Annotated in this window: 2 protein-coding genes; both read right to left on the minus strand. The window is 49.1% G+C overall.

Annotated features, from left to right (window positions below; genetic code table 11):
* Positions 1–723: protoglobin domain-containing protein (locus ABYW01_RS19360; RefSeq protein ID WP_372835988.1), on the minus strand; the 723-nt coding region annotated here is incomplete at its 3' end.
* A gap of 122 nt (positions 724–845) precedes the next feature.
* The coding region (locus ABYW01_RS19365) for an EAL domain-containing protein (RefSeq protein ID WP_372835990.1) at positions 846–2,442 on the minus strand (1,597 nt) is incomplete at its 5' end.

Consider the following 2,442-nt stretch of genomic DNA (forward strand, 5'->3'; position numbering starts at 1 on the left):
GCGATCCAGACATTCGATGACCTTCTCATAGCGTTCAGGTTTGGAGCAGATCAGTGGGAATTTATGCTTAATCCACAGACCAAAATCATTAGCGTATACCGAGGTGGTAAAAATTTCCTCGCCGGAGAAATAACACACCATTTTCCGTGTCATCCAGTTATACAGACTGGTTTTGACCCGCTCGATCTCCAGCGCCAGTTCATGGGCTGATGATGCACTGCGATACTCTAACGTTGAACGTTCATTTTGCACTTTTCCGCGTAGATAGGAATCGTTGATCAGGCTGACTGCGCCGTCCAGTATTCGGTTGATCAGGACAACTGATCTGACCTTTTCCCGATCGGTCAGATCGGATGACACCATTGTTTTGAACATCTCCTCTTTGATGATGGTCATCGCGGAATTGACCAATGACATTGGGATCTCTACGCGTGCATGTACCTCACCGATACGTTGCTGAAAACGCAGGGACTCGACCATCTCCTCGGCTGTCTTAGGCGCGAAGGTTTGTGCCAGCCACTTTGCCAATTCGGTGGTTAGACGATGTTCTACTAGTTCGTTGCTGAGGAAGCGTGCGGTGGATTCGTCATCCATCAATTCGGAATAAAACGTATGTACGTAGTGGGGCATCGCTGGCGTAAGAATCGGTAGCATAATCGCCAGCAGCGCGTTGGTTTCCGGAGTGAAGAGGTTACCGTAGTAATACTTGGTCAATTTTTTCATTGTGAAACGTCTCAAATGCTGATGTTCAGCGGTGAGCTATCTGTTCATAAAATTCATCGGAGTGCTGTACATCCAAGACCAGCATGCAAAATTAAGTACGGGGGGCGGGTCGAAGACCGTCCTTAATGATCAGGGATAAATAGCTTCTCAAATTCTTTGGCGGCAACGGGTTCCGAATAGAGGTAACCTTGCCCATAGTCGCAGCCAGCATCACGCAATATTATTTGCTGTTCTGCAGTTTCGATACCTTCGGCAATCACTTTCATGCGGAGTTTATGGGCCATCACGATGATCGCCTCGCATAGTGCAAGGTCATCAGAATCCGTTGTCAGGTTTTGCACAAATGAGCGGTCAATCTTAATAAAATCAATCGCATACTTTTTCAGGTAGGCGAGCGATGAATATCCGGTGCCAAAATCATCCAGCGAAATTGAGATCCCCGCATCATGCAAAGCCCTTAGTTTTTCCGGTGCGGCGCTGATTTTATCCATCAGCACGCCTTCTGTGACTTCTATAGAAATGGCTTCCAATGGTAGATGTAATGTATTCAGATAATCAAGCCAGTGGCTCATACGGGATGTTTTATCCAGATATTGCACGGGCGAGGAGTTGATACTCACATGGAAGTTAGGACTGAACGTTTTACGCCATTCAGCGGCCTGTTTGGCGGCCTGGCGGAATACCCAGTCACCGATTTCAGAGATCAGTCCGGTTTCTTCTGCAGCAGGGATAAACTGATCAGGGCTGATCATGCCGCGCGTTGGATGTTGCCAGCGAATCAATGCTTCAGCTTTGACCAGCTTGCCGGTCGATAACTCGATAATGGGCTGGTAATACAGGCAGAACTGCTGCTCGCTGATTGCTCGGCGCAGGTCTCTAATCAAACGAGCATGCAGCAGTGCTTCACGCTGCATCGATTGGGTAAAGTGCTGGTAGTTATTGCGGCCTTGAGCTTTGGCCGCATACATGGCCTGATCGGCGGCTTTAAATAAGGTTTCGCCGGTTGCTCCATCCTCGGGATAAAAGGATATGCCGATGCTCATGGTGACATACAGGCAATCCTCGTTGAGGTGGAAGGGATCTTTAAAGGCATTCAGGACACGGATCGCCGTTTGCTCTGCGATGCGGTAATCCTCCAGATCCGAGAGCAGAATGGTAAATTCGTCACCACCCAGTCGGGCGAGGGTATCGTTGGGACGAATACACTGCTTCAGGCGGCGCGTCGCTTCCAGTAACAACATATCGCCTTTGCTGTGTCCCAGTGTGTCGTTCACCTCCTTGAAGCGATCCAGATCCATGTAAAGCACAGCCAGATTAGTGCCGCGTGTATGTGCATTCTGGATCTCAAGCTCCAGCCGCTCTTTTAAAAAGCGGCGGTTGGGAAGATCGGTCAAAGCGTCGAAATTGGCTTGCTTGCGAATCAGCGCTTCGCTTTCGATACGGTGCGTGATATCACGGATAACCGCAAACAGGTAGGCATTATTGCCCTGTGCGATGTAACTGATGCTGCCTTCAATCGGGAAGGTGGTACCGTCTTTTCGCTGATGAATACCCTCACGAAGAATATTACCCTGCTGCTTTACGCTTGATGTGAACTTAGTCCAGGCATCGCCGGTTGGTAGCGTCTGGTTGATATCAAATACGCTCAACTGGAGCATTTCAGATTTACTGTAATGCAGGCGTTTATGCGCTGGCTCGTTGCAGTCGATGATCTGACCA

The organism is Pontibacterium sp. (assembly GCF_041587635.1).
Classification (GTDB): domain Bacteria; phylum Pseudomonadota; class Gammaproteobacteria; order Pseudomonadales; family Balneatricaceae; genus Pontibacterium.